General features: G+C 72.7%; 24 protein-coding genes. 14 read left to right on the top strand and 10 right to left on the bottom strand.

Going from position 1 to position 23284, the window contains the following annotated elements:
* Nucleotides 1-15: 15 nt before the first annotated feature.
* On the top strand, nt 16-741 hold the full coding sequence (locus BRM1_RS09400) for a TetR/AcrR family transcriptional regulator (protein WP_268525444.1): 726 nt from the start codon (nt 16-18) through the stop codon (nt 739-741).
* Nucleotides 738-1115, top strand: coding sequence for a DoxX family protein (locus tag BRM1_RS09395; RefSeq protein WP_160952761.1), 378 nt, complete (start codon nt 738-740; stop codon nt 1113-1115). The genes BRM1_RS09400 and BRM1_RS09395 overlap by 4 nt, the downstream gene beginning before the upstream one ends.
* On the opposite strand, the gene BRM1_RS09390 is transcribed toward BRM1_RS09395, so the two are convergent.
* Genes BRM1_RS09390 through BRM1_RS09380 form a run of 3 tightly spaced genes read right to left on the bottom strand, consistent with a single transcriptional unit; the run spans nt 1103 to nt 2792 of the window.
* Nucleotides 1103-1753 (bottom strand): GNAT family N-acetyltransferase, encoded by a 651-nt coding sequence (locus BRM1_RS09390; protein WP_268525440.1) that lies wholly within the window; start codon nt 1751-1753, stop codon nt 1103-1105. The genes BRM1_RS09395 and BRM1_RS09390 overlap by 13 nt on opposite strands.
* Nucleotides 1750-1875 (bottom strand): hypothetical protein, encoded by a 126-nt coding sequence (locus tag BRM1_RS09385; RefSeq protein ID WP_268525438.1) that lies wholly within the window; start codon nt 1873-1875, stop codon nt 1750-1752. The genes BRM1_RS09390 and BRM1_RS09385 overlap by 4 nt, the downstream gene beginning before the upstream one ends.
* Nucleotides 1860-2792: a DUF6578 domain-containing protein gene (locus BRM1_RS09380; RefSeq protein ID WP_268525436.1), complete on the bottom strand. Its 933-nt coding sequence runs from the start codon at nt 2790-2792 to the stop codon at nt 1860-1862. The genes BRM1_RS09385 and BRM1_RS09380 overlap by 16 nt, the downstream gene beginning before the upstream one ends.
* Before the next feature lie 255 nt (nt 2793-3047).
* On the opposite strand from BRM1_RS09380, the gene BRM1_RS09375 reads away from it, so the two are divergent.
* Nucleotides 3048-3629, top strand: a complete 582-nt coding sequence (locus tag BRM1_RS09375; protein ID WP_268525434.1) for an NADPH-dependent FMN reductase — start codon at nt 3048-3050, stop codon at nt 3627-3629.
* A 45-nt stretch (nt 3630-3674) separates the two neighbouring features.
* On the opposite strand, the gene BRM1_RS09370 is transcribed toward BRM1_RS09375, so the two are convergent.
* Both BRM1_RS09370 and BRM1_RS09365 read right to left on the bottom strand, forming a co-directional pair.
* Nucleotides 3675-4049 carry a TM2 domain-containing protein gene (locus BRM1_RS09370; RefSeq protein WP_160952765.1) on the bottom strand — a complete coding sequence of 125 codons (375 nt, stop codon included), beginning with the start codon at nt 4047-4049 and terminating at the stop codon, nt 3675-3677.
* 2 nt (nt 4050-4051) lie between these two features.
* Complete coding sequence (locus BRM1_RS09365) at nt 4052-4480, bottom strand: TM2 domain-containing protein (RefSeq protein WP_160952766.1); 429 nt, start codon at nt 4478-4480, stop codon at nt 4052-4054.
* A gap of 394 nt (nt 4481-4874) precedes the next feature.
* Between BRM1_RS09365 and BRM1_RS09360 the strand changes: the two genes are divergently transcribed.
* Complete coding sequence (locus tag BRM1_RS09360) at nt 4875-5579, top strand: class I SAM-dependent DNA methyltransferase (RefSeq protein ID WP_268525431.1); 705 nt, start codon at nt 4875-4877, stop codon at nt 5577-5579.
* Here the strand turns inward: BRM1_RS09360 and BRM1_RS09355 are convergent.
* Nucleotides 5527-6429: an SDR family oxidoreductase gene (locus BRM1_RS09355; protein ID WP_268525429.1), complete on the bottom strand. Its 903-nt coding sequence runs from the start codon at nt 6427-6429 to the stop codon at nt 5527-5529. The two genes, BRM1_RS09360 and BRM1_RS09355, sit on opposite strands and share 53 nt — an antisense overlap.
* Before the next feature lie 165 nt (nt 6430-6594).
* Here BRM1_RS09355 and BRM1_RS09350 point away from each other — a divergent pair, with 165 nt between their 5' ends.
* The 4 genes from BRM1_RS09350 to BRM1_RS09335 all read left to right on the top strand — a co-directional run bounded on the left by BRM1_RS09350 (nt 6595) and on the right by BRM1_RS09335 (nt 13418).
* Nucleotides 6595-9156, top strand: coding sequence for an FAD/NAD(P)-binding protein (locus tag BRM1_RS09350; protein WP_268525427.1), 2562 nt, complete (start codon nt 6595-6597; stop codon nt 9154-9156).
* A gap of 253 nt (nt 9157-9409) precedes the next feature.
* Nucleotides 9410-10954, top strand: coding sequence for an iron uptake transporter permease EfeU (gene efeU, locus BRM1_RS09345; RefSeq protein WP_268525425.1), 1545 nt, complete (start codon nt 9410-9412; stop codon nt 10952-10954).
* Nucleotides 10951-12165, top strand: coding sequence for an iron uptake system protein EfeO (gene efeO / locus BRM1_RS09340; protein WP_160952769.1), 1215 nt, complete (start codon nt 10951-10953; stop codon nt 12163-12165). Before efeU ends, efeO begins: the two co-directional genes overlap by 4 nt.
* Nucleotides 12165-13418, top strand: coding sequence for a Dyp-type peroxidase (locus BRM1_RS09335; protein WP_160952770.1), 1254 nt, complete (start codon nt 12165-12167; stop codon nt 13416-13418). Before efeO ends, BRM1_RS09335 begins: the two co-directional genes overlap by 1 nt.
* A gap of 393 nt (nt 13419-13811) precedes the next feature.
* Here the strand turns inward: BRM1_RS09335 and BRM1_RS09330 are convergent, their stop codons facing one another.
* Entirely contained in the window at nt 13812-15047 is a 1236-nt protein-coding gene (locus BRM1_RS09330) for a pyridoxal phosphate-dependent aminotransferase (RefSeq protein WP_268525423.1), read from the bottom strand.
* A gap of 733 nt (nt 15048-15780) precedes the next feature.
* Here BRM1_RS09330 and BRM1_RS09325 point away from each other — a divergent pair.
* The 3 genes from BRM1_RS09325 (at nt 15781) to BRM1_RS09315 (ending at nt 18142) form a co-directional block, all read left to right on the top strand.
* Nucleotides 15781-16467: a trimeric intracellular cation channel family protein gene (locus tag BRM1_RS09325; protein WP_160952771.1), complete on the top strand. Its 687-nt coding sequence runs from the start codon at nt 15781-15783 to the stop codon at nt 16465-16467.
* 323 nt (nt 16468-16790) lie between these two features.
* Nucleotides 16791-17288, top strand: coding sequence for a cupin domain-containing protein (locus tag BRM1_RS09320; protein WP_235936300.1), 498 nt, complete (start codon nt 16791-16793; stop codon nt 17286-17288).
* Entirely contained in the window at nt 17285-18142 is an 858-nt protein-coding gene (locus BRM1_RS09315; protein WP_268525418.1) for an aldo/keto reductase, read from the top strand. The genes BRM1_RS09320 and BRM1_RS09315 overlap by 4 nt, the downstream gene beginning before the upstream one ends.
* 23 nt (nt 18143-18165) lie before the next feature.
* Here BRM1_RS09315 and BRM1_RS09310 read toward each other — a convergent pair whose 3' ends face one another.
* From BRM1_RS09310 to BRM1_RS09300, 3 genes are all read right to left on the bottom strand, one after another.
* Entirely contained in the window at nt 18166-18786 is a 621-nt protein-coding gene (locus BRM1_RS09310) for a GNAT family N-acetyltransferase (protein ID WP_160952773.1), read from the bottom strand.
* Between the two features lie 86 nt (nt 18787-18872).
* Entirely contained in the window at nt 18873-19721 is an 849-nt protein-coding gene (locus BRM1_RS09305) for a DNA-formamidopyrimidine glycosylase family protein (RefSeq protein WP_268525416.1), read from the bottom strand.
* Complete coding sequence (locus tag BRM1_RS09300) at nt 19721-21148, bottom strand: aspartate aminotransferase family protein (protein ID WP_268525414.1); 1428 nt, start codon at nt 21146-21148, stop codon at nt 19721-19723. Before BRM1_RS09300 ends, BRM1_RS09305 begins: the two co-directional genes overlap by 1 nt.
* A 35-nt stretch (nt 21149-21183) precedes the next feature.
* On the opposite strand from BRM1_RS09300, the gene BRM1_RS09295 reads away from it, so the two are divergent.
* The 3 genes from BRM1_RS09295 to BRM1_RS09285 are packed head-to-tail and all read left to right on the top strand — an operon-like array spanning nt 21184 to nt 23278.
* Nucleotides 21184-22266 (top strand): phosphotransferase, encoded by a 1083-nt coding sequence (locus BRM1_RS09295; protein WP_268525412.1) that lies wholly within the window; start codon nt 21184-21186, stop codon nt 22264-22266.
* Nucleotides 22263-22853, top strand: a complete 591-nt coding sequence (locus tag BRM1_RS09290) for a DUF421 domain-containing protein (protein WP_268525410.1) — start codon at nt 22263-22265, stop codon at nt 22851-22853. The genes BRM1_RS09295 and BRM1_RS09290 overlap by 4 nt, the downstream gene beginning before the upstream one ends.
* Nucleotides 22853-23278, top strand: a complete 426-nt coding sequence (locus BRM1_RS09285; RefSeq protein WP_268525408.1) for a Rieske (2Fe-2S) protein — start codon at nt 22853-22855, stop codon at nt 23276-23278. The genes BRM1_RS09290 and BRM1_RS09285 overlap by 1 nt, the downstream gene beginning before the upstream one ends.
* Nucleotides 23279-23284: the final 6 nt, after the last annotated feature.

Genomic DNA, 23284 nt, shown 5'->3' with positions numbered 1-23284 from the left:
CGCTATGGTGTGAACATGTTCAATGAACGTGTTCAGGACCGGGGTGCGCGGAGGGCTCAGACGGAGGACGCGGTGCTCGCCGCCGCCCGCGACCTCTTCCGCGAGGCCGGCTATGCGGGCACCACCATCCGCCAGATCGCCCAGCGCGCCGGGGTGAGCGTGGGCACCGTCATGGGCGTGGGAGACAAGAGCGCGCTGCTCGTCCGCTCCTTTGAGGACTGGATCGCCCAGGTGCACGCCGAACGCACGGCGGCAGGCGCCTCGGCGGCGGGGGCGGTGCGAGCGGCCGGTGGCGCAGGCGGGAAGAAGGGCACACGGAAGCGCGTGGGAGCGAGCAGACCCCTCGCCCCCGTGGACGCGGTCATGGCGCTGTTCGCGCCGTTCATCGAGTACTTCGGCCAGGACCTCGAGCTGTCGCGCGCCTATGCCGCAGTGCTCGTTGCCGGTCCTGCTCCCGGCGCCGGTGCGGAGAGCTTCGCGGCCGGATCTGAGGCCGGAGCTGGGGCCGGAGCCGAGGCCGGGCGGCCCGCGATCTTCGGCTCGCTGGGCCGTGCGCTCCTCGGTGAGATCGTCGCCGTGCTCAAGAATGCCGGGCTCGCCCATCCCAAGCGCCGTGCGCGGGCGCTCTACTACGCGTATCTGGGCGTGCTCCTGACCGCGGCATCCGGCGCGGTCGCCTACGAGGACGTGACCGCGCGGGTGCGCGAGGCAGTCGCCGCGATTCTGGGCGGCGCGCGATGAACGGACAGAGCGCCATCCTGCTGGTGCCCGCGCTGGGCTGGCCGAGCGTGCTGCTCGCGGTCGGATTGGCCGGCGATGCGCTGGTCTCGCTGCGGCCGCCGGCCTTCGTGCGCCGCTGTTTGCACGGGGTGGGGCTGCCCCGCGACTGGTGGTGGGTACTCATCGTGGTCAAGCTTCTCGCAGCAGCGGGCCTGGTGGTAGGGCTCTGGGTGCCGGGTGTGGGTGCGGCCGCTGCACTGGGGGCCGTCGTCTACTTCTGCTGCGCGGCGACGGCCCACGTTCGAGCCCGCTTCTGCGGTCGCGAGCTGTGGCTCAACTGCCTGGGCATGCTCGGGCTGTCCGCATTCGCACTCGTGGCGGACTATCTGGTCTGACTGGTCTGAGCCGCGCCGGCCGCGGTCTCGGGGGCACCGCGGATGCCCTGTCGGTGGGAATCGCGCCGCGCCTCGAAGAGTTCGAGGCTCTGGTCGTAGTAGGCCGCGCTGCGGCCCACGCGGTGCATGCCGATGCGCTCGCACACCCGCTGGGATGCCGCATTGTCCGGGTGGGTGACCGCGATGACCCGCTCGAGGCCCGAGTTGAGTGCCGCTGTGAGGACCCGGGCGGCAGCTTCGCTGGCGTAACCGTGCCCGTTGCTGGATGCCGGCTGGCGCCAGCCGATCTCGGTGTCGTCGGGCTGGCCGGCCGCATTCGAACTCGTGCCCGCGGGCGGTTCTGAGGCGGGGATCGCCTTGAGGATGACGAGCGAGACGGCCGGCCCGTCGGGCAGGCACGCGAGCCACACGCCGCGCAATCGGTAGGCTTCGGGAGCCTGCTCCTGGGCCCTGGCCCGCTCCTCGGCCAGGCGCAGGCCGATCCAGGCCCGCGCCTCGGCGACGGAGTCCATGACGGCACCGGGGATGAAGCGGGTCAGCTGAGGGCTGCGGTGGACCTCGAGGACGAACGCGGCGTCTTCGGGGGAGAGTCTGCGCAGCACCAGGCGCTCGGTGGCGAGCTGGGTGCCCTCGCTCATGCGGTCTCCGACGACATCATGACGGCCAGGGAGGTCGGCCGGTGCCGTCCATCCGGCTTCCGCAGGCGCCGCCCGCGGAAGCCGGCGAGCGGCTCCTCGGTGCTGATCACGGGGCGTCCCACGGCAGGTAGTCGATGTCACCGCGGGCCAGGCGCTCGGCCGCAGGACCCGCGATCGCGGACCATTCGCCGCCCCGCGGTCGGAACACGGCGCTGATGTCCTCGTGTCGCCACGGGCCCTCGGGCAGCTCGACGACAGTCGTCGTCACCACGGCGTCCGACTGTTCGGAGACGTGCTCGTGCACGCGGCCCTCTGCAGCGGCGGCCACGAGGCGGCGCAGTGTCCCAACGGACTCCGCGGCGGCGGGCAGCTCCCAGTCCGCGCTGGCCACGGTGACGTGCAGCGCGGTGCCGTCACTGCGCCAGTGGACGGCCGCCCGCTCGCCCCGCATGGGCTGGATCGTGCAGGCACCGCCGTCGAGGCTCGAGACCACCTGCGCATGTGAGCGGAAGTCCGCCTCCACCTCGGCGGCGAGACCCCGGAGGGCGGTGAGCACCGGGTCCGCACCCGTCCGGATGCGGCCTGAGGGCGGGGACTCATGGTCAGCGGGCAGCGAGCCGGCCGACGCCGCGGGGCCACCGCGGTGGGCGGGCCGGGGTGACCAGCCCGGCAGGCGCGCATCGTCGCCGACCTCCAGGCGCACGCGGAAGCCACTGTGCGCGCTCTCGCGGGCCGTGATCCGGTCGAGGTCGACGACGATGGGCGGAGCATCCGCCGCGCGCCACTGATCCGGAAACCCCGGCACGGGCTCCACGGGCTGATCGACCCCCTGGATCGCGCGGACCGTGCCGGTGACGCGGCGGTGCTCGGCTCCGTCGGGGAACTGATCGTGGAGCTCCTGGCGGAAGCGGCGCAGCCCCTCGGCTGAGCGCCGCGCAGGATCGAGTGCGCAGAGCTCCCAGGCGACGAACTCGTCCACGCGGATCTCCGCCCCGCAGCAGGCCTGAGCCCAGCCCTCGATCTCCACCGCGATGTCCATGCCACCAGCGTAGGGCGAAGCGGTGTGGCCTGCCCGTACCGCAGGACCTGGCAGTGTCAAGGGAACAGACCCGCGCCTCACCGGCAGCGCAGCACGTGACGAGCCAGACACGGCCCGCGCACATGCCTCATTGAAGGCTGAACTACGCTGGGAGGTGCCCGATCCCCACCCGGCACCCATTCGAGCCGCCCCCAGGCTCACCGGCGCTGTGGCGCCCTCTGGCCCACAAGCCCTCCAGCTCACAAGGGAGACCCCATGTCGAAGCCCGTCCTCCAGATCATCGTCGGCAGCACCCGGCCCGGCCGTGTCGGCCTGCCCGTGGCGCAGTGGTTCGAGGGCCTGGCCCGCGAATCCGGCGAGTTCGAGGTGGAGCTCGTCGACCTGGCCGAGGTCGACCTGCCGCTCATGGACGAGCCCAATCACCCGCGCATGCGCAAGTACACGAAGGACCACACGAAGCGCAGGTCGGAGACGATCGACCGCGCGGATGCCTTCGTCTTCGTCATGCCCGAGTACAACTACGGCTTCTCCGCGGCGCTGAAGAACGCCATCGACTACCTGTGCCTCGAGTGGGCCTATAAGCCGGTGGGCCTCGTGAGCTACGGCGGCATCTCCGCCGGCACCCGCGCCGCGCAGATGATCAAGCAGGTCGTCACCACCCTGAAGATGACCCCCCTCTTCGAGGCCGTCTCCATCCCGTTCGTGCAGAAGTCGATCACCGACGGCACGTTCAGCCCCGAGGCGCCCGTCGGCGAGGGCGCTCGGGCCATGCTCGCCGAGCTCGGACGCATGGAGGAGGCGCTGCGCGGCCTGCGCCGCGGCGGCGCGAAGGCCTGACCCGGGGGCCGGAGCCGGCGCGAATGGCGGGCCGGCCCCAGCTCCTCAGAGCTGTGCCGGAGCCGAGGCGCTGGCCGGGGCGGCGTCGGCCTGCGAGCCGCCGATGCTCATGGCCTGGCAGCCGGACGTGCCGATGCCCAGGATGAAGAACACGATCGACAGGATGATGCAGACCTTCCGGTTCTTCAGGTAGCCCGCCAGGGGGAGGCCCGCCTTGTCGCGGCCCGCGCCCGCCAGGTAGATGATGACGTCGATGAGCGACCAGATGCCCAGGCCGCCCAGGGTGATGAGCTTGAGGATGCCGGTGCCGATCTTGCCCAGGTAGAAGCGGTCGATGCCGAGCCAGCCCAGGAACCAGGCCAGCACCCAGGTGACGACGAAGCTCTTCGTGGACTCTCGCGTGTGCGTGTCGTATGCCATGGTCACGATGCTAACGGCCCGGTTTCGGCAACCCCAACGGGGTGCCCGCCGGGCACCGCACCGGAAATCGGGGCGGGCGCCTCGGCGGAAATCCCCGCGGAGAGCGCGTCGCCGATGCCGCGCGCCTGGCAGCTCGACGCGCCCAGTCCCACGATCACGAACACGCCCGTGAGGATGAGGCAGAGCTTGATGTTCTTGCGGTACCCGGCCAGCGGGCGGCCCTCGCGGTCCCGGCCGGCGCCCATGAGGTAGATGACGACATCCACGAGGCTCCAGATGCCCAGGCCGCCCAGGGTCACGAGCTTGAGCAGGCCGGTGCCGAGCTTTCCCAGGTAGAACCGGTCGGCGCCGAAGGTCCCCAAGAAGTAGGCGAGCAGCCACGTGACGACGAAGCTCTTGTCCGATTTCTGAGTCTGAGTCCCAAACACCATGAGCGGAGCATAGCCACGGCCGGTGAACTCTTGGCTCCCCCTGCTTCTGGCCTGTGCTCCGGCTGCCTGCGGTGTCGCTTCCGCTCCCTTCCGAGTGCCTGCGGTGCCAGGCCCGGCACCCCCGCCCCCGAGCGATGGGCCCGTACACTCGGCCTATGCACTCCTGGGGCCCGATCGCGCTCGCTCCGGTCGTCCTCGTCGCCCACACCCTGGCCCTCGCGGCCAGCTGCCCGGCACCCGTCCGCACCCGGTCCGCGGGCCCCGCATGAGCGGCAGCCAAGGTCCGCAGGCTGAGGGGAGCGGCCCGCCGGCAGACGTGCGGGGCCCGCTGCCCGGGGCCCAGGGGCGCTCGCCCCGGGTGCAGGGGCCGCTGCCCGAGGCGGATCGGCCGCTGGTGGCCCCGCGGGGACTGGCCGCCCACCGTATCCGCGCGGCCTACGACGAAGTCGCGGACACCTACGCCGATGCGCTCGTCGGCACCGCCGCCGAGCAGCCCGGGGAGCTCGCCATGATCGAGCGGTTCGCGCGCCATGCGGGGCGCGGTGCAGCCGTGCTCGACGCCGGCTGCGGAGCCGGGCGCATGCTGCCGGTGCTTGCCGGGCTGGGACTCGAGCCGCGGGGCATCGACCTCTCACCCCGGATGATCGCCCGTGCTCGTGCAGACCACCCGGGCTTCGGGACTCGGGTGGGCGATCTCACCGCCCTGCCGTATCCGGCCGGCGCCTTCGACGGCTACTTCGCGTGGTATTCGATCGTCCACGTGGCCGATTCCGCGCTGCCCGCGGTGCTGGCCGAGGCCGCGCGCGTGCTGCGCCCCGGTGGGACCGCGCTTGTTGCCTTCCAGGCCGGAACCGGCACTCGCGAGGTGGGCGCTGCCTTCCGCGCACGGGGCCACGCCGTGGAACTCCACCGCCGCCACCGTAGCGCCGCGGAGGTCGCCGCGGCGCTCAAGCGGGCGGGCTTCGCGGGCACCGCGCGCTTTGAGCGCGAACCGGTCCGGGGCACGGTCGCCGAGACGGAGGCCCAGGCGGTTGTCCTCGCGCGGCTCACAGGGCCTCGCGCAGTGTCCGCTCCAGACTCGCCGCGGGCGTCCCAGTGAGCTGCTTGATGTCGTCGCTCACGTGCTCCAGCTCGCCCTTGGCGATCGCCGTGTAGGTCGAGACCCACGCATCGAGCTGCCACTGCGGTGCCCCGCTGGCTGCGCGGGAGGCATAGGCCTCCTCGAGCGTCTCGTCCACGTAGCGCACCTCGCGGCCCTGCGCCTCGGAGAGGATGCGGGCGATCTCACCCAGCGTGAGCGCCCGCGGGCCGGTCATGTCGTAGGCGCGGCCGGCGTGCGGTGCCTCCTGGCCGGAGCCCGAGCCCAGGTGGCTGCCGATGTCGGCGAGCACGCGCGCCGCCGTGCGGGCCACGTCGTTGCGGGCCACGGCCGCGACCCGCCCGTCCCCCGCGGGCCCGCGCAGCGCACCGTCCTCGCCCACCCACAGCGGGAAGACCTCCTGGTAGAAGTTGTCGCGCAGGAAGGTGTACGCCATGCCGGCATCCCGGATGTGCGCCTCGGCGGCGGCGTGGGTGCGGGCGAACTCGAACGTGGCCGACTCGTCCGCGCCGGCGAACGAGGTGTAGACGATGTGCTGGACCCCGGCAGCGGCGGCGGCGGCGACGAAGTCCTCCTGGGCCCGCTGCCGGTCCTCGGCCTCTGTGGCGGAGACCATGAAGAGGACGGAGACGCCGCGCAGCGCGCGCTGGACCTCGGCACCCCCGCCGAACGGGGCCTCGTAGACGGTGCTGTGCGGCAGTCGCGGTGCCCGCGAACGGTCGCGCACCAGCAGCCGCTGCGGCCAGCCGGCCATGTTCAGCAGGCGCGACACGCGTCCGCCCAGTGCGCCGGTGGCGCCCGTGACCGCGATGAGCGGCTCCCGGTCGGTGGTGCTCCCGTGCATCGCCATGATGCCTCCTTCGTGTGCAGCGCGCGCCGCGGGCACTGGCCGCGTGGCCGTGCCGCGGTCGCGCTGAGGCGACACTACCCCTCGCGGTTTGGCAGTGTCACTGTGGGCGACCTCAGATGACGGGCCCGCGGCGGCGTCGTGCGCCCGGTCCCTAGGGTGGGGGACATGAGTGCGATTGCGATCGTCGGCGGTGGGCCGCGCGGCATCTCCCTGGTCGAGCGGCTCGGCGCGGTGCTGGGCGCCAGCGGCGAGCCCGCGCCCGGTGAGCGCCTCGACCTGCACCTCATCGACGAGCACGAGCCGGGCGCGGGGGATGTGTGGCGCACCGGCCAGACGCGCCTGCTGTGCATGAACACGCTCGCCCACGCCGTCACGCTCTTCACCGAGCCCGGCGCCTCCGTCCGGGGCCCGGTGCGCGAGGGGCCCACGCTCTACGAGTGGATGCTCCTGGTCCTCGATGCCGCCGGCCGCTCACTGGAGCCACGGGCCGCAGCCGGCCTGGGCGATCCGCTGGCGGCCATCCCCGCCGCCCACCGCGCGCCGTTCGAGGCCCACCCGCCCCGTCTGGAGCCGCTCGAGCCGTTCCTTGCGGAGATGGCCGCCACGCGCCCCGAATCCAATCCCAGCCGCGCCCTCTACGGCGCGTACCTGGGCTGGGTGCTGGACCTCGTGCGGGCCTGGCTGCCGGAGCGCGCACACCTGCACGTCCACCGGGCCCGCGCGGCGCACGTGGGCGAGGGCGGCCGCGTCGAGCTGCACCCCGCGCAGCCGGCCGCGCACCGGCCCCACGCTCCCGGCGATGCCGCGCACACGATCGCAGCCGATGCCGTCGTCCTCACCGGCGGCTGGCTCGCCCACGCTCCCACCCCCGCCGAGGCGCGCCTCGCCTCGGCCGTGCGGGCCGCGGGCGGCTCGGTGGCGGGCAGTCCCGTTGCGGGCGGTGCGGCAGCGGGCGGTTCGCCTGCTGGAGATGCGATGGCGGGTGGGGTGCCTGCTGGAGGTGCGCCGGCGGACGGGGCGCCGGCGGACGGGGCGCCTGCTGGAGCTTCGCTTGTCGAAGGTGCGCTCACGGGCGGATCGGCGATCGGCGATACGGCGGTGCGTGCGCCGCTGCGTTCGGAGGTGTCCGCGCCCCGAGCGGCTCCCGCTCCGGGCGCACCGCTGTGGGTGGCTCCCGGCAATCCGCTTGCCCAGGACCTCTCGGGCATCGCAGCGGGTGAGAATGTCCTGGTGAGGGGCCTGGGAATGGGTTTCTTCGACGCGCTGATCCTCCTCACCGCCGGACGCGGGGGGACCTTCGAGGAGGACCCGCGGCGCGCCGGGCGCCTGCGCTACCGCGCCTCCGGGCGCGAACCCCACCTGGTGGTCGCCTCGCATCGCGGCTACCCCTACCTGCCGAAGTCCGAATACGGCGGTCTGCCGCCCGCCGCCCACCTGCCGCGCGCCCGGGCGACCGCCGCGGAGCTGCGGGCGCGCCCGGCGGCCGAGCGGATCGAGTTCGACCGCGAGCTGTGGCCGGCGATCGTCCGCGACGCCTTCGAGGCCCACGCGCTCACGATCCTCGCTTCCGCCGGCACCGGCTCCCCGGACGCCGGTACCCCGGAGGCCGACTCTTCGAGCCACGGCTCCCCGGACGCCGGTACCCCGGAGGCCGGCTCTTCGAGCCACGGCTTCCCGGGCGGCGGTGCCCCGGACGCTGGTTCTTCGAGCGACGCATCCCCGGACGCCGGTACCGGTTCCGCTCATGCCGACGACCGCGCCTCCGATGCTGACACTGATACCGGCCCCACCGGCCCCACCGGCCCCACCGGCACCGCAGCTACCGCTGATACTGCAGCCCTCACCGCCGCGAGCACCGCCGCGGCGGTCACCGCCGCTCTCGACGCGGCCCCGCTCGAGCCCGCACAGTCCGTCGAGGAGCAGTTCGCCCGCGCCCGCACGGCACTGACCGGGCTCCTGGATCCCGCCGACGCATTCCACCCCGAGCGGTATGCGCTGCCCGTCGCCCCGGACGGTGCGCCCCTGCCCGATGCCGCGGCGCTCACGGCGTGGGCCGCCCCGCGCCTCGCCGCCGACCTCGCCGCAGCGCGCGCCGCGGCGGCGAGCCCGGAGAAGAACGGCCTGTGGTCGTTCAGCGCCGCCCGGCGCCTGGCGACCCTGCTGGGCAGCCGCGACCGCTTCACCGCCGAATCGCGCTCCGGGCACCTGCGCACGCTCCAGTCGCTCGGCCAGATGGTGGGCTCGGGCCCGCCCGCCTTCCGCACCCGGGAGCTGCTCGCGCTCATCGAGGCGGGTGTGGTGGAGCTTGCCGGAGCGCACCCCCGCGTGGAGGGGCCGCACGCAGGCGACGGCTTCGTCCTGCACACCTCGACCGTGCGGGCACCCGTGCGCGGGCGCGTGCTCCTCGATGCGTGGATGCACGCGCCCGACCTGCGCTTCACCGCCGACCCGCTGGTGGGCGAGCTGCTGGCCGCCGGCCGCCTGCGCCCCTATGCCCACCACGCGGCCGACGGCACCGCGGTGGACTCCCGCGCGCCGGACGTGGAGCTCTCCAGCAACCGGGCCATCCGCGCCGACGGCACGCCCGATCCGGTGCTCTTCCTCATGGGCCTGCCGCTCGAGGACGTCTTCGGGGACACGACGATCAGCCCCATGCCGGGCTCGGATCCCTCGATGCTGCGCGAGACCGACCGCGTGGCCCGCGCCCTCGCCGCCGCTGTGGGCTGAGGCACTGACGCAGGCACTGAGCTCAGATTCTGGCCTGAGGCCCGGCTGAGGTCAGGGTCGAGTTCGTGATGTCTGTCACGAATGTCCGAATGGTGTCCCGAGCCTCGCCTGCCGTCCGAGGCCGGGACTACGATGAGGTGAGGCTCACCACGCGGCGGACCTCCGGGACCGCCGCGCGTGCAGCCCCGACCGTACGTGAATCCCGCTGTTCGCCGGCGATCCACGCCAGCCGCACAGCCAGGAGGAGACGCCCGTGCTCGCGACGTTCGTCATCGGCCTGCGCGAAGGCCTCGAGGCCGCCCTCATCGTCGGCATCATCGCGGCCTTCCTCAAGCGCCGCGGCCAGTCGCTGCGGCCCATGTGGCTGGGCGTCATCCTCGCGATCATCATCTCGATCCTCGTCGGCGTCGCCCTCGAACTCGTCCAGCAGGCCCTTCCCCAGCGCCAGCAGGAGGGGATGGAGACCGTCATCGGCGCGATCGCCGTGGTCTTCGTCACCGGCATGGTGCTGTGGATGCGCGATCACGCCCGCAACCTCAAGGGAGACCTGGAGGGGCAGGCCGACGACGCCCTGGCCACCGGCACCGCGCGCGCCATGGCGATCATGGCGTTCCTCGCGGTCCTCAAGGAGGGCTTCGAGTCCGCCGTCTTCCTCCTCGCCACGTTCCAGGCATCGTCGTCCGTGGGCGCCGCGGCGCTCGGCGCGGTGCTCGGCATCCTCGTCTCCGTGGGGATCGGCTACGGCATCTACACCGGCGGCGTGCGCATCAACCTGGGGAAGTTCTTCCAGATCACCGGGCCGTTCCTCGTGCTCGTCGCCGCCGGGCTCGTCATCTCCGGCCTGCGCACCGCCCACGAGGCGGGCTGGATCCTCATCGGCCAGCAGCGCACCCTCGACCTGTCGTGGCTCGCGCCCAACGGCACGATCCGCGCCGCCCTCATCACCGGCGTCCTCGGCATCCCCGCGGACCCGCGGCTCATCGAGGTGCTGGGCTGGCTCGCCTACTTCGTCCCGATGATGATCATCGTGCTGCTGCCCGCCCGTCTGCGCCCCACGGGCGCGGCCCGGGTGCGCGCCCTGGCGGGCGGCGCAGTCGCACTGGCCGCGGCGGCCCTCGCGCTCGCCCTCTTCGTGCCGCTGCCCGCTCTCCAGGCGCCCGAGGCGCAGGCGCGCACCGCGGGCGGGGAGACCCTCGCGTTCGCCCAGCGCGACGACGGCTCTGCCACGCTGAGCGTCACCGACGCGAGCGGCAAGACCGCCGAATACGGATTCGCCGCGGAGGACGGCCAGCCGACCGGCGCCTCGGGCACCCTCCAGTGGCACACGGAGAAGAAGGAGCCGGCGGCGAAGCAGACCATCACACTCGCCGAGCTCGCCGAGCTCAACGGCGGCCGCCTGCCCGTCGGCATCAACGTCGACCGTCAGCCTGGACCGTTCGCCGCGACCGTGGACGCCACCGACGCCATCGACGCCACAACGTACGAGGGCGGCCTGCTGGGCGGCGGCGTGACCCGCACGGGGACCGCCGCGCTCAGCGGCGGCGGCCTGAGCTCACCGCGCACCGTCAGCCTGTCCGGCGGCGGCGCCTCGATCGACCAGGACACTGCGAAGGCTGCCCAGCAGCAGCTCCAGCAGACCCAGCAGGCACGCGCCGAACGTCTTCTGTGGAAGATGTGGCTGCCGATTGCGGCGGGCCTGACCGCAATCGCCCTGGCAGTCCAGGCGCAGCTTGCCCACCGCAGGCTGACCACCCCCACCGAACCGGCGCAGCCGGCCCACCGCAAGGAGACACCATGAAGACCAGGACCATCGCGCGCGGCCTGTCCGCCGCCTCGATCGCGGCCATCGCGCTGACCGCCGCCGGCTGCGGCAGCGGCTCCAGCGACAGCTCGGACTCGAGCTCCGACGGCGGGACCACCGAGGTCAACGTCTCGCTGGAGAACAAGGACGGCAAGGACACCTGCTCGATCGACAAGACCGAGGCCAACGGCGGCCCCGTGAAGTTCAATGTGGAGAACAAGTCCGCCTCCGGCATCACCGAGGTCGAGCTGCTCCAGGACCAGCGGATCCTGGGCGAGAAGGAGAACCTGGCCCCCGGCCTGGCCCCCGTGTCGTTCACCGTCACGCTCTCCGGCGGGGACTACCAGGTCTACTGCCCTGGCGCGGAGACGGAGATGCAGGACTTCAAGGTCACCGGCGATGCCGCCAAGCCCACCGGCGACACGCAGGAGCTGCTGCAGCAGGGCGCCGACCAGTACGCGGACTTCGTCAAGGACCAGGTCGGCCAGATGAACGACGCCGTGAAGAAGCTCCAGGAAGCCGTGGACAAGGGCGACGTCGAGGCCGCGAAGAAGGCCTACGCGGATGCCCGCCCGTTCTACGAGAAGGTCGAGTCCGACGTCGACAGCTTCCTGCTGCCCGGTGGCTCTCCCGACGACAACGCCACGAACCTCGACTACCTCATCGACATGCGCCAGTCGAACATCGACAAGAAGGTGGGCTGGCACGGCTTCCACGCCATCGAGCGCGACCTGTGGCAGGGCAAGAAGATCGACGACGGCACCAAGAAGTACGCGAAGGAGCTCACGGACAACGTGGGCAAGCTCAACGAGCAGGTCCAGGATCTGAAGTTCAAGCCCGAGGACCTCGCCAACGGCGCCGCCGGCCTGCTCGAAGAGGTTCAGTCGGAGAAGATCACCGGTGAGGAGGAGGCCTACAGCCACCTCGACCTCGTCGACTTCGCGGCGAACGTCGAGGGCGCGCAGGATGCCTTCGCCAGCCTCAAGCCGGGCCTCGAGAAGATCGACCCGGACCTGACGAAGAAGATCTCCGGCCAGTTCGACAAGGTCCGCAAGGACCTCAACGCCTACCGCGACGCGGATGCGCTGGGCGGCTACAAGGCGTGGACGCCGGAGCTGCGCAAGAAGGACGCGAACAAGCTCTCGCAGTCCGTGCAGGGCCTGCAGGATCCGCTGTCGACGCTGGCGGAAAAGGTCGCCAAGGCCTGATGAAGCCGGATTCCGGCCCCAAGGGCATCGGCCGCCGAGGCCTCCTCGTCGGAGGCTTCGGCGGCCTTGCCGCGGGCGGGCTCGTCAGCGGCCTGTCCGTCGACGCCGCCCACCGGGAGCGCGAGGCGAGCGCCGGCTCGAAGATCGCGCAGTCGCACTACGAGTTCTACGACCAGCCCCACCCCGTGGGGGTCTCCACGATTCCCCAGCAGTACTCCGTATTCATGGCCTTCGACCTCACCCTGGCCACCGCCCAGGACCTGCAGGTGCTGCTGGCCCGCTGGTCCGCGGCCATCGACCAACTCATGCAGGGCAACTCGATCGGCCAGGTGGAGCCCGAGCACGAGCAGAGCGTCGCAACGGACACCGGCGAGGCACTGGGCCTGGGGCCCAACAACCTCACGGTCACCGTGGGCTTCGGGCCCGGCATGTTCGACGGGCGGTTCGGACTCGCGGCGAAGCGGCCCAAGAAGCTGGCCAAGCTGCCCAAGTTCTCCTCCGACCGTCTGGACCCCGCGGTGTGCGACGGCGACATCAGCCTGCAGGCGTGCGCCGATGACCCGCAGGTGGCGTACCACGCGATCCGCGACCTCGCTCGTATGGCGCGGGGCTCCGCCACGACCAAGTGGACCGTCATGGGCTTCGGCAAGGCCTCCGCGCAGGGCGGCCAGGAGACCCCGCGCAACCTGCTGGGCTACAAGGACGGGACCCGCAACGTCTCCACCGACCCGGATCACGAGAAGTTCGTGTGGGTGGGCGACGACGATGTGGCCTGGATGAGGGGCGGGACCTATCAGATCAGCCGCAAGATCCAGATGTTCATCGAGATCTGGGACGCCGACCGCGTCTCGGATCAGAACGAGGTCTTCGGCCGGTTCAAGGTCTCCGGCGCGCCGCTGAGCGGGCACGCGGAGTTCGACACCCCGGACTTCCACGCCAAGGGCGCCGACGGCGACCCCGTCATCCCGGTGAACTCCCACGTGGCGCTGAGCGCCCCGGAGAACAACGGCGGGGTGAAGATCCTGCGCCGACCGTACAACTACACCGACGGCATCAACTCCGATGGCCAATTGGACGCCGGGCTGCACTTCCTGGCCTACGTCAACGACCCGCAGCACTTCATCACGCTCCAAGACCGGCTGGGCGCCAGCGACATGCTCAACGAGTACATCGCCCACCGTGGCTCCGCGATCTTCGCCGTGCCGCCCAACCCGGCGCGCGGCAGCTTCATCGGGCGCGAGCTGTTCGGCTAGGGGCGGTTCTGTAGGCGCTGCTCGGGGTGGCGCCGTTCGCGGGGTGGGCCGCTGTGGGGGAGTCTTCACGTGATTGCGTCGCGGCGAGCGGGTGAAGACCTTTTGAGCGCTACGGCCCGAACCCGGGCGGAAAGTCTTCCCCTGACGGGTGGGGGCTGATCAGGTGAAGAGTTCTTTTCGAGCCCCGCGTGCGAGGCGCTGCGCTGCCTCCCGCCGCACCCACGTCGCCACACCTCCCCGCCCCCCAGCGGGGAAGCGCGCAGCCACTCGTACCGCGCAGTCACTCCTGCCGCGCAGCCCGCCGGGGCCCTCGCGGACCCGGGCTGCCGTCTTCCTGGTGCTGGTAAGACCACAGTGTTCCGCCGGGGCCCTCGCGGACCCGGGCTGCCGCCGCTACGCCTGCTGGCGGTACCCGGAGAGGAAGTCGCCGAGCCGGTTGAGCGCCTCGTCGAGGACCTCGACGCTCGGCAGCGTGACGAGCCGGAAGTGGTCCGGGCGCGCCCAGTTGAACGCGCTGCCGTGGCTCACGAGGATCTTCTGCTCGCGCAGCAGGTCGAGGGCGAAGCGCTCGTCGTCGACGATGCCGAAGCGCTCCACGTCGAGCTTGGGGAACAGGTAGAGCGCGCCGTGTGCGGGTTGGCATTCGATGCCGTCGATCGCGTTGAGCTTCTCGAGCGACAGGTCCATCTGCGCCCCCAGCCTGCCGGTGGGCAGCACGAGCTCCTCGATGGACTGCCGCCCGCCCAGCGCCGCCTGGATGGCGTGCTGGCCCGGCACATTGGCGCACATGCGCATGTTCGCGAGCAGCCGGATGCCCTCGATGTAGCTGGCCGCCTGGCCCTTGGGGCCCGTGATGGCCAGCCACCCCGAGCGGTAGCCGGCGATCCGGTAGGCCTTCGACAGGCCGGAGTACGTCAGGCACAGGACCTCGTCGCCGGCGACCTGCGCCGTGTTGACCATCTCCGCACCGTGGTACGTGATCTTCTCGTAGATCTCGTCGGAGAAGACGATGAGCCCGTGCTCGCGGGCGATGCGCACGATGCCCTCGAGCACCTCGCGGGGGTAGACGGCGCCGGTGGGGTTGTTCGGATTGATCACGACGATGCCCCGAGTGCGGTCGGTGATCTTCGCGGCGATGTCGTCGAGGTCCGGCAGCCAGCCGGCCTGCTCATCGCACTCGTAGTGGACGGGCGTGCCGCCGGAGAGCGTCACCGAGGCCGTCCACAGCGGGTAGTCCGGCGTGGGCACGAGGATCTCATCGCCCGGATCGCACAGCGCCTGGAGGCTGAGGGTGATGAGCTCGGAGACGCCGTTGCCCAGGTAGACGTCGTCCGCGTCCAGCCCGTCGATGCCGCGTGTCTCGTAGTACTGGACCACCGCGCGGCGGGCCGAGGGGATGCCGCGGGAGTCGCTGTAGCCCTGTGCCGTGGGCAGGTGGGCGATCATGTCGACGAGGATCGAGTCCGGGCACTCGAAGCCGAACGGCGCGGGATTGCCGATGTTGAGCTTGAGGATCCGGTGGCCCTCCGCCTCCATCCGCTCGGCCTCGTCCAGAACGGGGCCGCGGATGTCGTAGAGGACGTCGGAGAGCTTCTGGGACTGGTCATAGCGGCGAGGAAGGCTGTTCACGCGCTCCACCCTACGCGCGGGCCGGGCGGCCACCGGGCAGCACAAAGGTGTGACCTGGGGGCCTTTCGCGTCGCGGGTGCGCGTCGGCTCACGGCCCGCGCACCGACGACCGAGCATTCCCCGGGCTCGGGCTCGGGCTCGGGCTCGGGCAGGAGCACGGGTTCGGGCAGGAGCACGGGTCGGGCTTGGGTGCGGGCGGGCGCGAGGGTCGCGCGGGCCCGGTGCCGTGGCGCGGGGTGCGGGCCCGAGGCGCGGGTCGCCCCGCGGCTCGGGTGCGGAAGGAGTAAGGACACGGACCTGCACCGTCGCGCGGAAAGCGGGCCCGAAGCGCGGGTCGCCCTGCGGCCCTGGCGCAGGAAGTGCCCGGGTGCGGAAGGAGTGAGGACACGGGCGGGCACCGTCGCGCGGAAAGCGGGCCCGAGGTGCGAGTCGCTCCCCGGCCCTGACGCGGACGGTGCCCGGGTGCGGACGTTGGCCCCGCTGCCGAGGGGCGTGGCTGCTGTGGGGAGGGCCGACCCGAGTTGCAACCCGGGGCCTGCTGCGCGGCCGGGCCCAAGTGGCGGCGGCACGCGAGCCGCGCATGGGCGTTCACCCCAGATGCGCCTGCCCGAGGTGCGGCCCGGGGCGCGCTGCGCGGCCGGGCCCAAGTGGCGGCGCCACCCGAGCCGCGCGCGGATGATCGCCCGATCGGCGCGAACCAGGGCCCGAACCACCTGCATAGACTGGGCAGGCCATGACGAACACCGCCACGACGCTCCTTGCCCTGGACCTGCTGGGCATCGTTGCGTTCGCACTCTCCGGCAACCTGCTGGCGGCGCGCAAGAACATCGACATCACCGGCGGCCTGGTGCTGGGCGCCCTGGCGGGCCTGGGCGGGGGGATGCTGCGCGACGTCCTCCTGGGCACGCGCCCCCTGTCGCTGAGCGAGCCCGTCTACCTGATTCCGCCGCTGGTCACGACCGTCATCGTCTACTTCGTGGGCCAGCGACTGGAGCGGGTGCGCTGGTTCATCGTCACCTTCGACGCCGCGGGCCTGGGCCTGTTCTGCATGACGGGCACCGTGCGCGCCCTGGACCTGGGGATGAACGTGCCCGCGGCTATCGTGCTGGGCCTCATGACCGCCTGCGGCGGCGGCCTTTTGCGCGATGTCGTCGCCAACGAGGTCCCCGCGCTGTTCAACGGCTCGGACCTCTACCTGCTGCCCGCCACCGCGGGCGCCGTGCTCACAGCAATGGCGGTCCGGCTGCACGCGTGGAACCTGTGGACGGCCCTGGCGATCGCGGCGTTCGTCTTCGCGTTCCGGATGGTGGCGTGGAACCTGCAGTGGCGGGTGCCCCAGCCCATGCGCGGCTGGTCCTACCGCGGCATCGACGCGAAGCTGCGGGGCACGCGCGGCGTCTTCCGGCGCCCCAAGCGCTGAGACCGGTTCGGTCGCGGGCGTGCGGTGTCGCGGGCGCGCGGTGCCGCGCCCGGTGGCCGCACCCGACGGCCGCAGGACGGAGGCCGGCCCCGGCGATCGTGGGATGGCGGAGCACCCGAGCCCCGCGCGCAGTGCCGGGAAGCCGCACACCACCGCAGCGCGGCGTCGCGCCTTCATCCCGCCAAGACATCGATGCACCCGACGGCCAGGGAAGCGCTGCGTTCCCGCTGGCCAAGCTGTGCCGAAGGGCGTTGAATGGGATCACGTCCAGGAGCGGTCCGCACCCCGGGCCGGCCCACGATCTCCACAGGCGAGGAGCGCAGATGTCCGCACCGGCATTCGACCAGATGTTCCCCCAGGGGGAGCCGAACGACGCATTCGCCCAGTACTTCACGGGGCAGAGCTATCTGGCACCGCTCACGGACGGCAGCGTGCCCGTCAGCAACGTCACGTTCGAACCCGGCTGCCGCAACAACTGGCATATCCACAACGGCAGCGCCGGCGGCGGTGACCAGATCCTCCTGTGCACCGCGGGCAGCGGTTGGTACCAGGCGCACGGCGCCGCCCCCGTGTCCCTCGAACCCGGTTCGGCGGTGCGCGTCCCCGCCGGCACGAAGCACTGGCACGGGGCGAAGGCGGGCGCCTGGTTCTCCCACCTCGCCTTCATCACGCCCGGGGAGGGCGTGAGCAATGAGTGGCTCGAGCCCGTCTCGGATGCGCAGTACGCCGCGCTGCCGGAGGCTGCCGGTCATTCACAGAACACCCGTCACCCGTACCCCACCGATCACCCGCAGCACACCGCGAATGGAGAGCGCGCATGAGCATCCTCGACGAGACCTACACCCTGGCCGATGGGTCCCCGATCCCCAAGCTCGGCCTCGGCACCTGGATGATCGACGACGACCGGGCGGCCCAGGCCGTCCGGGAGGCCATCGAGATGGGCTACCGCAATATCGACACCGCCCAGGCCTACGGCAACGAGCGCGGCGTCGGGGAGGGCGTGCGCACCTCGGGAGTGGCGCGCGAGCGGCTGTTCGTCTCCACGAAGCTCGCCGCCGAGGCCAAGGACTACGACACGGCGACCGCCGCCATCGACGAGTCGCTTGCCACCATGGGCCTCGACTACCTCGACCTCATGCTCATCCACAGCCCGCAGCCGTGGGATGACTTCCGCGGCGGCGACTACGCGCAGGGCAACCGGGAGGCCTGGCGGGCGCTCGAGGAGGCGCAGACCGCGGGGCGCATCCGCTCGATCGGCGTGTCGAACTTCCTCGAGGCTGACCTCGACAACATCCTCGCGGCGGCGAGCGTGGCCCCGCAGGTCAACCAGCTGCTCGTGCACGCGGGCAATACGCCGGAGGCGCTGCTCGCCTACTGCGCCGAGCACGACATCCTCGTCGAGGCCTACTCGCCGATCGCCCACGGGGAGATCCTGGACAACGCGGACCTCGATGCGATGGCGCACCGCTACGGTGCGACCGTCCCTCAGCTGTGCATCCGCTACGACCTGCAGCTGGGCACGGTCGCACTGCCGAAGACGGCGAACCCGGAGCACATGCGCGCCAATGCGCAGGTCGACTTCGAGATCTCCGCCGAGGACATGGCGGCGCTGCGCCGCCTCGACGCGCGCGACTACGGCGAGTCGAGCGCGTTCCCGGTCTACAGCGGCCGCTGAGGCCGGCGGTTTCGGCTCGGCGCTCAGCCTTGCAGGTCCGCCGGCCGCAGCTCGAAGACGCGCGAGGTGCCGTGGTACCAGGGGTCGTCCACGACGCCCCGGTCCGCGGCGCCCAGCCGACGGGCCACCGCCGCGGACGGCTCGTTGTCGGCCCACATGTCGATGTAGAGCATGTCGAGCCCCTCGGCGAACACCTCGGCGGCGAGCAGGCGCGCGGCCGCCGTCACGTAGCCGCGGCCCTGGGCGGCCGGCCGCAGGGCCCAGCCGATGTGGTGGTCATCGTCCGAGGTGCCGTCCCTCCTGCCCAGGAGCACGATGTGGGCGGTGCCGACGACCTCGCCCGTGTCCGCATCGAGGATGCCGCGCAGCCGGTCGAAGTGCAGGCGCGCCTCGCGCTCGCGCCGTCGCTCGATGAGCGCCCGCGCCTCGTCCCGGGTCTCCATGGGATGCCAGGGCGGGTCGTCGAGCCAGCGCACGATCTCCAGGCGCGAGTGCATGTCGAAGACGGCCTCGACATGGGCCGGATCGTCCGGGTCCAGGGGCACGAGCCGCACCCGAGGCGCCCCCGGTGCGCGCTCACCCGCCGGGCGCTCACCCGCTGGGCGCTCGCCCACCGCCCGCTCCGCCTTGCCCGCGTCCGCCACTCCATATCCCCTCGTCCTTGCTTGCCCTTGCCGTTGCCCTTGCCTTTGCGCGTGACCGGGTGCCGGCCCTCCCGCCTCCTGGGCGCTCACTTCAGCAGCCGATCCATGCGGCGGTCGCTCAGCCGCCTGCCGCCGGTCTGGCAGCCCGGGCAGTACTGCAGCGAGCACTCGGCGAAGGAGACCTCCGCGATGGCGGTGCCGCACACCGGGCACGGCTGCCCGGTGCGCCCGTGGACGCGCAGCAGCTTCTTCTTCGCCGCCTTGAGCTTGTCGAGGGGCACGCCGTCCAGGCCTGCGTGGGCGACCTCGAGCGTCTCCGCCAGGCCCGCGCAGAGCGCACCCGTGCGCTCGCCCAGCCGGTTCGCGGCGGCGAAGGGGGACAGGCGCGCGCGGTGGAGGATTTCATCGGACCACGCGTTGCCGATCCCGGCCATCCGTTCCTGGTCCGTGAGCACCGTCTTCGCCTGCGCCGAGGTGGCGCGCAGCAGCGCTTCGCACTGCCCCTCCGCGAGCTCCCCGGCCTCGGGGCCCAGCCGCGCAAGCGTCGGGAGCGAAGACGGCTCATCGCTGACCCACAGCGCGGCGGACTTCTTCGTGCCCTGCTCGGTGACGTCGAGCGCGGAGCCGTCGTCGAACGTCAGGCGCAGGGCCAGGGGCCCGCGGTGGGGCACGCGCCCGCGCGGGGCCGTGGGATGGTGGCGCAGCCAGCCGGCGAGCGCCAGGTGGAGCACGGCCGTGCGGCCCTCGAAGTCGAACAGGAGGTGCTTGCCGCGGCGGCCCACGCCGCTGAGCTCGCGGCCGATGAGGGAATCCGCCGGCGGCTGCGCGGTGCGCAGGACGCTGAAGGCCGCGATGTCCAGCCGGGTGAGGGTGCGCCCGGCCGCCAGCTCGCGCAGGCGGGCGGCCGCGGCATCGAGCTCGGGTGCCTCGGGCATCAGCGCCCCACCTCCGCCAGGGCCGCGTCGAGCTCCGTGAGGAAGCGGTCGATGTCATCGTCGTCGACGATGAGCGGCGGGCGGACCTTGAGCACGTCCCCGCCCGCTCCCGAGGCGCTGATGAGCACCCGCCGGGCGCGCAGCGCATCGACGACCGCCTGGGCGCGCTCCGCGGAGTCCAGTTGCGCTCCCGCGAACAGCCCGGCGTACCTGACCTGCGAGAACGCCCCCGTGTCCGCCATGCCCCGCGCAATGCGCTCGCCCAGCCTCGCGGCGCGCCCGGGCAGGTCCTCGCCCAGCACGGTTGCGAGGACGACCTGGGCGGCGGCGATCGAGACGGGGCTGCCGCCGAACGTGTTGAAGTAGCGCACCCGCTGGCCGAACTCGCGGCCGAGCGCCTCGCGGTGGATCACGGCGGAGATGGGCATCCCGTTGCCCATGGGCTTGCCGAGCACGGCGATATCGGGCACGTCGTCAGCACCGCCGGCCTCACCCGGGCCACCGTCCCGGGCCACAGCCCCACCGGTCACAGTCCCGCTGCCCGCGACCCCACTGGCCCCTGCGCCACTGATTCCTGCGCCGCCGGCCGCATCCCGGCTCGCTCCCGTGTGCCGCTCGAAGCCCCACATGGCGCCGGTGCGGCTGAACCCGGGTTGGACCTCGTCGGCCACCCACAGTCCGCCGCGGGCGCGCACCTGCGCCGCAGCGGCCGGCAGCGCGCCCACCGGGCCGGGCCGCACCCCGTCGGAGGAGAAGATCGAGTCGGCGAGGAGGCAGGCGGCGCCGGCACCGGACTCCTCGAGTCGGTCGGCGGCCGCGGCCACGCGCGCTGCGAAGTCCCCGGGCGCCTCGGCGGGGTCGGGCGGGTCCACCGTCACGACCTCGGGGCCCAGCGGATTGTCCGGCCCCAGGCTGGGAGAGACGGCAGCGGCCAGCGCCGTCGTGCCGTGATAGGCGTGGGCGCTCACGATGATCCCGCGCCGGCCGGTGGCGCAGCGGGCCATGCGCAGCGCCAGGTCCACGGCCTCGGACCCCGAACAGGCGAAGGTCACCCGGTCGAGTTCGGCGGGAAACGTGTCGAGCAGCGCCTCGGCGTAGTCGACCAGGCCCGCGGTGAGATAGCGGGTGTGGGTGTTGAGCGTCGCGGCCTGGGCCGCCACGGCCCGCGCCACCCCCGGATGGGAGTGCCCGATGGCGGGGACGTTGTTGTACATGTCGAGGAAGTCGCGGCCCTGGGCGTCGAACAGGTGCGCCCCCCGGCCGGCCACGAGCTCCACGGGCTCGGAGTAGAACAGCCGGTAGGAGGGGGAGAGCACCGCCGCGCGGCGCTCGCGCAGCGTCCCCGCACGCGTGGGCCGGGCGGGCGGCGCGTGCCGCACAGGCTGCACCGCCCGCGTGGGCCGCGCCGTCTCGCCGAGGTCGTCCATGACCCCACTCTAGGCGCCGGGGTTACGCTGGGCCCATGCCCAGGCCACTCCACTCGCTGAGCCGCGCGGAGATCGCGGAGATCTGCGCGCGGCACTTCGGCTGCGAGGTCAGCGCCGGAGGCTTCATGGCCGGTGAGATCGCGGTCAACGTCGCGGTGGAGCCCGCGGACGGCGCGGGCCGCCTCGTCCTCAAGGGCGAGTACCCGAACCCCGCCATGATGCCCGAGCACGCCGACTGGGTCTGCCGGGTCCAGCAGCGCGCCCACGCCGCGGGTCTGCCCGTCGCCGGCCAGCGGCCAGCCGTGGAGCCGTTCGCGCCCCCGGGTGGGGAGTCCTCCGGCGTCCTGGCCCTCGTCGACATCGACGGGGAGCTCGCGATGTTCCGCCTCCAGGAGTACCTGCCCGGCAGCGTGGCCGCCGGCCGCGACTCCTACCCCGATTACCCCGCGCAGGTGGGCCGCCTCGCCGCCCGCCTGGCGGACGCGCTGGCCGCGGCGGCACCGGAGCCGGCACCCGTCCTCCACCCGTGGGCGTTCGAGACCACGGGGGCGAACGTCGCGTTCGCCTGCGACCGCATCCGCACGCTCGAGGCCGCCGGGCGCGTGCCCGCGGACTACGGCGCGGCGCTGTCCGCGGACGTGGCCCTGGCCCGCCGCGCCGCGCTCGCCTTCGAGCGCCGCGTGCGCCCGCGCCTGCCCGAGCTGCCCCGCCAGGTCGTCCACCAGGACGTCAACGACTTCAACCTGCTCGTCGCCGACGGCCGGATCACCGGCCTCATCGACTTCGGCGACTGCCGCAGCGCCCCGCGCCTGGCCGAGGCCGCCATCGCCGGCAGCTACACGATGCTCGGCCGGGCGGACCCGCGCGCCGCCTTCGCGGCCTTCGCCGCCGCCTATCAGGAGGCCGCCGAGCACCCGCTGGCCCCCGCCGAGGCGCGCCTCATCGAGCTCTCCGCCCTCGCGCGGCTGTGCCTCAACGCGTGCACGTGGACCGCGCGTGCCCTCACCGCCGGTCACGGGGACCCGCAGGCCGAATACGGCCGCGCGCGGATGCGACGCACCTGGCCCGTCGTGCGCGCCGTGGCCGCCGCGGTCCTCGCCGAGGCGGAGGCCGCGTGAACCCGCCCGGAGGCTGGGGGGCCGCGCTCGCCGAGTGGGTGGGCATGGACCCCTGGCGCATCCCCATCACGATCGTCTCCGCCGTGGGCATCTACCTGGCGTTCCTCCTGCTGGTCAAGGTCTTCGGCCCCCGCATCCTCACGGCGATGACGAGCTTCGACGCGGTGGTCGTCATCATGTTCGGCGCGGTGGCCGGCCGCGTCATCCTGGGCGACCCGCCTACCCTGGCGGTGGGCATCGTGGGCCTCGTGACGCTCATGTGCATGGAGGCGGCGTTCGGCGCCATCCAGCACCGCGTGGGCGCCGTGCGCAGCATCAACGCCCGCCCCACGGTGGTGCTGGCCCACGGCCGCTTCGTCGAGGAGGCGGTGCGCCGCGCGCACGTCTCCGACGCCGATGTCGTCGTCGCCCTGCGCAAGGCGGGCCTGGCTCGCTTCGAGCAGGCCCAGTGCGTCATCCTGGAGCCCAGCGGCGGCCTGAGCGTCATCCGGGCCGGCGAGCGCATCGACCCCGGCATGCTGGCCGGGGTCAGGGGAGCGGAGCTGGTGCTCAGGGCGCCGGCGGACACGGAGACAGGGGAGAGCTGATGGGCGGACGGGCCGTGGAGGATGCCGTGCGGGGCGCCGGTGTGAGCCGGCGGCGCGCCATGCAGGGGGCGGCGCTGGCCGGCTCCCTCGTGAGTGCCGGGGCGCTGAGCGCTTGCTCGGAGGAGAAGTCCGATGCCGGGCCGGTCACGCTCAAGGCCGCCGAGGTGCCCGTGGGCTCGGGCGTCGTCACCGGCGGCTGGGTTGTCGTCCAGCCGGTCAAGGGCGAGTTCCACGCGTTCTCCGCCGTCTGCCCCCACCAGGGCTGCATGGTCAAGACGGTGACAAAGGACGACATCATCTGCCCATGCCACTCCTCGGACTTCTCCACCGCCGACGGTTCGGTGAAGTCCGGTCCCGCGCAGAGCGGGCTCGCGCCGGCCAAGCTCGAGAAGAGCGGCGGCGAGCTGACGGTCTCCCAGGCCTGAGCGTCC

It is taken from the genome of Brevibacterium sp. BRM-1, from assembly GCF_026802075.1.
Taxonomy (GTDB): Bacteria; Actinomycetota; Actinomycetes; order Actinomycetales; family Brevibacteriaceae; genus Brevibacterium; species Brevibacterium rongguiense.
This window is presented reverse-complemented; position numbering and strand designations above follow the sequence as displayed.

Coding starts and splice junctions, on each gene's coding strand:
- BRM1_RS09400 (WP_268525444.1), top strand. CDS start 16: ATGTTCAATGAACGTGTTCAGGACCGGGGTGCGCGGAGGGCTCAGACG.
- BRM1_RS09395 (WP_160952761.1), top strand. CDS start 738: ATGAACGGACAGAGCGCCATCCTGCTGGTGCCCGCGCTGGGCTGGCCG.
- BRM1_RS09390 (WP_268525440.1), bottom strand. CDS start 1,753: ATGAGCGAGGGCACCCAGCTCGCCACCGAGCGCCTGGTGCTGCGCAGA.
- BRM1_RS09380 (WP_268525436.1), bottom strand. CDS start 2,792: ATGGACATCGCGGTGGAGATCGAGGGCTGGGCTCAGGCCTGCTGCGGG.
- BRM1_RS09375 (WP_268525434.1), top strand. CDS start 3,048: ATGTCGAAGCCCGTCCTCCAGATCATCGTCGGCAGCACCCGGCCCGGC.
- BRM1_RS09370 (WP_160952765.1), bottom strand. CDS start 4,049: ATGGCATACGACACGCACACGCGAGAGTCCACGAAGAGCTTCGTCGTC.
- BRM1_RS09365 (WP_160952766.1), bottom strand. CDS start 4,480: ATGGTGTTTGGGACTCAGACTCAGAAATCGGACAAGAGCTTCGTCGTC.
- BRM1_RS09355 (WP_268525429.1), bottom strand. CDS start 6,429: ATGGCGATGCACGGGAGCACCACCGACCGGGAGCCGCTCATCGCGGTC.
- BRM1_RS09350 (WP_268525427.1), top strand. CDS start 6,595: ATGAGTGCGATTGCGATCGTCGGCGGTGGGCCGCGCGGCATCTCCCTG.
- efeO (WP_160952769.1), top strand. CDS start 10,951: ATGAAGACCAGGACCATCGCGCGCGGCCTGTCCGCCGCCTCGATCGCG.
- BRM1_RS09335 (WP_160952770.1), top strand. CDS start 12,165: ATGAAGCCGGATTCCGGCCCCAAGGGCATCGGCCGCCGAGGCCTCCTC.
- BRM1_RS09325 (WP_160952771.1), top strand. CDS start 15,781: ATGACGAACACCGCCACGACGCTCCTTGCCCTGGACCTGCTGGGCATC.
- BRM1_RS09320 (WP_235936300.1), top strand. CDS start 16,791: ATGTCCGCACCGGCATTCGACCAGATGTTCCCCCAGGGGGAGCCGAAC.
- BRM1_RS09315 (WP_268525418.1), top strand. CDS start 17,285: ATGAGCATCCTCGACGAGACCTACACCCTGGCCGATGGGTCCCCGATC.
- BRM1_RS09305 (WP_268525416.1), bottom strand. CDS start 19,721: ATGCCCGAGGCACCCGAGCTCGATGCCGCGGCCGCCCGCCTGCGCGAG.
- BRM1_RS09300 (WP_268525414.1), bottom strand. CDS start 21,148: ATGGACGACCTCGGCGAGACGGCGCGGCCCACGCGGGCGGTGCAGCCT.
- BRM1_RS09295 (WP_268525412.1), top strand. CDS start 21,184: ATGCCCAGGCCACTCCACTCGCTGAGCCGCGCGGAGATCGCGGAGATC.
- BRM1_RS09285 (WP_268525408.1), top strand. CDS start 22,853: ATGGGCGGACGGGCCGTGGAGGATGCCGTGCGGGGCGCCGGTGTGAGC.